The sequence below is a fragment of the Rossellomorea oryzaecorticis genome (genome assembly GCF_038405515.1).
Classification (GTDB): domain Bacteria; phylum Bacillota; class Bacilli; order Bacillales; family Bacillaceae_B; genus Rossellomorea; species Rossellomorea oryzaecorticis_A.
In genome coordinates this window covers 49,715-55,714 of the sequence record NZ_JBBYAF010000030.1, presented here as the reverse complement: position 1 = coordinate 55,714, position 6,000 = coordinate 49,715, and the positions used below count along the sequence as shown (strand labels likewise).

Genomic DNA, 6,000 nt, shown 5'->3' with positions numbered 1-6,000 from the left:
GAAAATATCCCTCCCTAATTCCTGACATATTTATGTTTCTAGTGTACTTTTTTCGGTACAAATATGTCCAAAGGAATTAGGGGGTCGTAGAGATTTCGCTCATAAATCCGCTTATTTCGCTCATAAAAGTACGTGGACACCCGGATAGGTATGCAAACGATACCTGGTTTCGGGCTGAGTCCCTTAAACATGCACCCGATTCTCTCCGAAATAAGAACGATCCCTCACTTCTGACGAAAAAACTCGAAAATTATCTATAAAAAGAAAGGAAATATCTCATGCCGTACTGTATAAATAACAGTAAGGAGGTGGGAATATGGAAAGGGAAGAGTTAGAACGTCTGGAAAGGCGCGTTGATTCGCTGGAAAGGGAGTTGAATCTCGTAAAGATCCAGCTTATGAAGGCAAAGCACGCAGCGCATGATGAGCCGCCGGCTGTTCATCAAGAAACGCCTCAAGTAAAGAAACCGCAGCTCGTGTCACAAACAAAAAGGCCGCCGAATCCATCGGTTGAACAGCCACCTAAAGAAGCCTTCGATTTTTCTGTAGAGCGCTGGCTGCCGAAAGTGTTCTTGTTTGTCCTCCTCATCGGGAGTGTATGGGGATTCATGGCGGCGTCCCAGAACGGATGGCTGACGCCTGGGTTCAGGGTGTTGACTGGAGCGATCGTCAGTATCGTGATGTTCATACTCGGTGAACGATACATCAAGGATCAGCGGAAGCTTGGCATCACCCTTTTATCGGGAAGCATTGTTCTTGCTATCATTACTCTATTCTCTGCTAATATTTTGTACGGTTTCATTCCGGGTCTCGTGACGAACGTACTGTTATTGGCGATCATTTCAACAGGGCTGTGGGTTTCTCATAAGCATAAATCTCAGCTGGTACTCTGTTTGATCGGTGTCGGTGCGTATTTGTTCCCATTTATTTTTGCGGGGGATGCCAGGAATGAATGGCTATTCTATGGCTATCAGCTCCTGATGTTCTTTGTGCTCGTCACATTCAGTACATGGAAGAAGTACCGCGTCGCCTGGAATATTCACTATTACCTGCTGTATTTCACCTTGTTTTTCTTTGCGGCATTTGGTGTCGGCGAAATTACCTTTACAATCCTGATTCCGTTTGCAATCCAGCATGCCTACATCTTGCTGCTGATTGTCCTTAACCGGCATGAGCGGACCAGTGCTGAAATGATTCCGGCTGTGGTTTCGGGAAGCTTCATCCTGCTTGGATTACTGAGTGATGTGTATATGGAAATCCCTCTTTATTATTACGCGATTTTTGCGGTGATATATATCGGGCTTTCATTCTTGGAACCTGCTGAGAAGAAGCATACGAAGGATGTACTTCTCGTACTAGGATTCCTTCATATTCTATTGTTCATTTTTGGCATGATTGATTACGAATGGACGTTTATCCTGATAGCGATTCAGGCAGTGGCTTTATTGTGGCTTGCCGGCAAAAGAAAGAGCTATATCAGTCTGGCTGGATCGATCATTCTCACCCTGTATTCTTTGCTTGGTATCGGATTCGGTCCTTCTAATGATTTTCTCAGTGTGGAACTGCCGATCTTCCTTATTGTATTCGGGTATTTGTATCTGCTGAATCATTTAAAGAAGACTGGTGCAGCATTCACCGGTATACCGGTTGTTCTGTTAAAATCAGTGCTTACATTCATCGCGTTCTTCTTTGTGATGAGAGCGACTGATTTCATCGTCATCGGGTGGGATTACACGCCAAGGACGACGGCATTCACGGTTGCGATTGCAGTCCTTTCGATTGTGTATCTGGTGGTCGGAGAGAGCAGGAAGGATGTTTTTTACCGCTGGGTAGGGATCGGATTTCTTGCGTTGGCGTTAGTGAAATTCTTCTTTGCCGATTTGGTGTTCCTTGACTTCACGATCCGGGCGATGATCCTGATTCCGATTGGTGTTGTCGGACTGATACTGTCGCGGATTTTGTACAAAAAACGGTAAAACAAGTTGCAAAAGCTTTCAGAATAATTATATAATGGCAATATAAACTATCGTTAATGGAAAAGGAGGTGGAACTCGAGATGAATCGTTCAGTGGGATTGCGTGGTAAGTATTTAGACTTTATTTATATCTGCCGTGCAATTTTTCATGTATTTGCATTCAAAGGGACACGTATGTCCTTTTTAAGCAAATGAATATGAAAACCACTGAACGGTAAGAGGTCTCAGTTCCAATCACTTTTCTACAAAGAATCGGAAACGGAGAGCGTTCAAAGCTCTCTTTTTTCATGCTCTTTTTTAAAAAGTCGCGAGAGAAGCCTGTCTTACTCGGGGCTTTTTTTGTACAGAAAATCAGGCGGTCCATCCGTTGTTTGATAAAAGAGCCTCTTACCCATGAAAATATGAATATTGAAAGGAAGAGGAAAATGAACCTTTGCAGTACACAGGAATTAAGTAAAATGTTTGGCGGACATTTGATATTTGAAAAATTATCGTTCGAAATCCCAGAAGGAGCACGCATCGGGTTGGTCGGAAGAAACGGTACAGGGAAGACGACGATCTTTAAATTGTTGTCTGGGGTGGAAACGCCTGATACAGGACTCGTTCATTTGAAGAAAGGAGCCAAGGTCGGGTATCTGGCTCAGATTCCGCAGTATCCAGACGGGACTAAGGGGCTGGATGTGCTGCGGTCGGCGTTTTCCGAGTTACTCAAAACGGGAGAACGCTTGAAAGAGCTCGAAGGCAGAATGGGCAGCGAGGGAGACCCCGATAAATTGAACCGCCTGCTCGAGGAGTACGGGAAGCTGCAGGATGCGTTCACACTTTCGGGCGGCTATGAGATTGAAGCGAACATCGCGAAGATATCGAATGGGTTGGAAATCAATGAGCTGTTGGAGAAAGACTTTAATCAGTGCAGCGGCGGTGAGCAAACAAAGCTGTGCCTCGGGCTGATCCTGCTTCAGAAACCAGATTTACTGCTGCTTGACGAACCGACGAATCATCTGGATATCGGGGCGGTTGAGTGGTTGGAAGATTTTTTGAAAGAGTATGAAGGGACGGTCATGTGCATCTCGCATGACAGGTACTTTCTGGACAATGTAATCACCAAGGTGTTTGATCTTGAAGACGGAGAGCTGACGATTTATCATGCGAACTACACAGGTTTTGTAAAAGAGAAAGAAGAACGGCTGCTGCTTGAGTTTCAGGCGTATCAGGAGCAGCAGAAGAAGATCAAGAAAATGAAGGAAGCGATCAAGAGGCTGAGAGAATGGGCGAATCAGGCGAATCCTCCGAATGAGGCGCTGCATAAGCGTGCACGTAATATGGAAAGGGCGCTCGAGCGGATGGAGAAAATCAAGCGGCCGGTCCTTGAGCGCAAGAAGATGGGCTTGGAGTTTGAAGAGACGGACCGAAGCGGGAAAGTTGTTTATTCCATGAAGGGTGCTGCTAAGTCGTTTGGTGAAAAAACGTTATTCAGTGATGCCGATATGCTTGTTCATTACAAAGACCGTACGGCGATTGTCGGGCAGAATGGGACTGGAAAATCCACCATTATCAAAATGCTCCTCGGCGACCAGAAGTGGGATGCCGGTGAAGTGAAACTGGGCAGCAACGTAAAACTCGGGTATTTGTCCCAGCAATTTACGGTGGCAGATCCCGATGCTCGTCTGATTGATGCATTCCGGGAAGAGGTTGCCGTGACGGAGGGGGATGCACGCCATATTCTTGCCAAGTTCCTTTTCTATGGACCGAATGTTTTCAGAAAGGTGGGGCAGCTGAGCGGAGGAGAGAAGATGAGGCTCCGGCTGGCACAGCTGATGCATCAGGATATTAATTTCCTCGTTCTTGACGAACCGACCAACCATCTTGATATCGACTCGAGAGAAGTATTGGAAGAGGCGCTGGAAGACTTTAAAGGTACCATTCTGGCCGTGTCGCATGACCGCTATTTTTTAAATAAATTATTTGATAAAACGTATTGGATTCATGAAGGGAAGCTGTACTCGTTTGAAGGTCCATACAGCTGGGCGAAAAAGAAGCTGGCTGAGCTTGCACCGGAAAAAGAGGAAAAGGCAGTGGTCAAAAAGCAAACTCCTCCTGTTCGTGATAAGGAGGAGCGCCATGAACCGGTCATTTCTATTGAAGAGGTGGAAACAGAGTTAGAAGAGCTGGAGGCACAACTATCCTTAATTGAAGAAAAGCTGCTTGTTTCGGCGGATTTGGAAGTCCTCCAGGAGCTGTACAGCGAAAAAGAAAAACTGGAAAAAGTCAGAGATGAAAAATACGAACTGTTGGAAAAGTGTTTGTAGGGATGTGGCAGCCGCACCTTAATTGGACGGCTACCTTTTTTTGTGGATTTTCAATAGTCAGAATTTACTAGAGATTATATAATGAGGTAATAAATGGATAAACCAAAAGGGTGGTTTCATGTTTAAATCTTTGGAGTATCAGCCTAAAAAGAGATCCTCGTTCAGGGTATTTCTCGGGACTTGCTTTTACCGTACAAAAAGGTATTTACAGTGGTTAACGACCGATGAAACGTTCGCAAAATCGAGACAGTCGGAATTGAATCAGCATGTCATTCATACTCATCGCACACCGTTATACAGGGAGCTGAAGGATGTAGACTTGTGGTATCAGGAAAATAAAGTGAAGAATCTAAAGATTGCTGTCCGGGAGCTGGACAAGGTTGTCATAAAGCCAGGCGAGACATTTTCATATTGGAAGCTGCTGGGGAACACGACGAAGAGAAAAGGGTATGTGGACGGCATGGTTCTTTATTATGGCTCTTTTAAACCGGGTATAGGAGGGGGACTCTGTCAATTATCGAATCTGATTTATTGGATGACCCTTTACACGCCGCTCACTGTCACTGAGCGTCACCGTCACAGCTATGACGTGTTTCCTGACAGCAACCGCAGACTTCCGTTCGGGAGCGGTGCCACATGTGCGTATAACTACCTGGATTTGAAAATAAAAAACAATACGAACGAAACCTTCCAGCTGCATGTGTACTTGACGGATCAAGCCCTCGTCGGGGAATGGAGATCGACCTCCCCTTCCCTTACTCATTACGAAGTCTATGAGAAAGAGCATCGTATCTCTCATGAGTATTGGGGAGGTTATTTGAGGCATAATCAAATTTTCCGCAAGGTATTCAACAAGGCTGACGTACAGATAGATGACGAGTTCATCACTGAAAATCATGCCCTGATGATGTACGAACCCTTGCTTGAACAGAAAACCGGGAGCAGTCCAAAGTAGGGTGGAATGTCTGAAAAAACAGTCGAAGAGTCAGCAGTGAGGCGGAGTCCAGAATAGCAGCCAACCTTTCATCAAACACTAAGCGATAAGAAAAAAATTCAATGAACACGAGGAATGACCATGAAGATGACTTCTTTAGAATTAAAAAGTGCAAAACATGAACAACTGGATGAAATAACAAAAGTTTACCTGAGAAGCAAGAAAGAACTTGATGAAAACGGACTGCTTCAGTGGGATGATCATTATCCGAGCAAGGAGTACTTCGAAGAGCAAATCGGATATGGAGACCTGTACTGCTTGTATTCGAACGAAGAACTTTCTGGAGCGGTGACTTTGAATACGTGGCAGTCACCGGAATGGGGAGAGATTCCTTGGGAATATGATGAGGAGCTGGTGGTACATGCTTTGTTTCTCGACCCTTTGAAACAGGGGAATGGACTCGGTACCCGTTTCTTGGGGAAATGCGAGGAATTTGCAGTTGAAAATGGATATTGCAGTATTCGTTTGGATGCTTATGCCCGTAACGAGGCAGCTAATTACCTGTATGAGAAATTAGGGTATACATACAGAGGATCGGTCTACTTCACTTCAAAGCCTGAGGGGCATCAGGAATACCGGTGTTACGAAAAGTCATTGAGGTAGGAAAGTGCAAAGCTCCACTATAGCGGGAGTGGGACAAGGTGCCTGTCCCCATGTTGCGGCGAGGTATGATCAAATATAGAAGACAATTTGCCCTCAGATCCCCTGTTCATTTTTTGTACA

At 45.2% G+C, this 6,000-nt stretch carries 5 protein-coding genes; all 5 read left to right on the top strand.

Going from position 1 to position 6,000, the window contains the following annotated elements; genetic code table 11:
* The first annotated feature begins 316 nt into the window (after window positions 1–316).
* The 5 genes from AAEO50_RS14865 (at window position 317) to AAEO50_RS14845 (ending at window position 5,880) form a co-directional block, all read left to right on the top strand.
* Complete coding sequence (locus tag AAEO50_RS14865) at window positions 317–1,975, top strand: DUF2339 domain-containing protein (RefSeq protein ID WP_341985075.1); 1,659 nt, start codon at window positions 317–319, stop codon at window positions 1,973–1,975.
* Window positions 1,976–2,055: 80 nt separating this feature from the next.
* Window positions 2,056–2,169 carry an RAxF-45 family protein gene (locus tag AAEO50_RS14860; protein ID WP_341985074.1) on the top strand — a complete coding sequence of 38 codons (114 nt, stop codon included), beginning with the start codon at window positions 2,056–2,058 and terminating at the stop codon, window positions 2,167–2,169.
* Window positions 2,170–2,399: 230 nt separating this feature from the next.
* Window positions 2,400–4,283, top strand: coding sequence for a ribosomal protection-like ABC-F family protein (gene abc-f / locus AAEO50_RS14855; protein WP_341985073.1), 1,884 nt, complete (start codon window positions 2,400–2,402; stop codon window positions 4,281–4,283).
* Between the two features lie 118 nt (window positions 4,284–4,401).
* Window positions 4,402–5,238, top strand: coding sequence for a VanW family protein (locus tag AAEO50_RS14850; RefSeq protein ID WP_341985072.1), 837 nt, complete (start codon window positions 4,402–4,404; stop codon window positions 5,236–5,238).
* Window positions 5,239–5,358: 120 nt separating this feature from the next.
* Window positions 5,359–5,880 carry a GNAT family N-acetyltransferase gene (locus AAEO50_RS14845; RefSeq protein WP_341985071.1) on the top strand — a complete coding sequence of 174 codons (522 nt, stop codon included), beginning with the start codon at window positions 5,359–5,361 and terminating at the stop codon, window positions 5,878–5,880.
* Window positions 5,881–6,000: the final 120 nt, after the last annotated feature.

Excerpts from the sequence above, each read along its gene's own strand:
- AAEO50_RS14865 (WP_341985075.1), top strand. The coding sequence starts at position 317 with ATGGAAAGGGAAGAGTTAGAACGTCTGGAAAGGCGCGTTGATTCGCTG.
- AAEO50_RS14860 (WP_341985074.1), top strand. The coding sequence starts at position 2,056 with ATGAATCGTTCAGTGGGATTGCGTGGTAAGTATTTAGACTTTATTTAT.
- AAEO50_RS14850 (WP_341985072.1), top strand. The coding sequence starts at position 4,402 with ATGTTTAAATCTTTGGAGTATCAGCCTAAAAAGAGATCCTCGTTCAGG.
- AAEO50_RS14845 (WP_341985071.1), top strand. The coding sequence starts at position 5,359 with ATGAAGATGACTTCTTTAGAATTAAAAAGTGCAAAACATGAACAACTG.
- abc-f (WP_341985073.1), top strand. The coding sequence starts at position 2,400 with ATGAACCTTTGCAGTACACAGGAATTAAGTAAAATGTTTGGCGGACAT.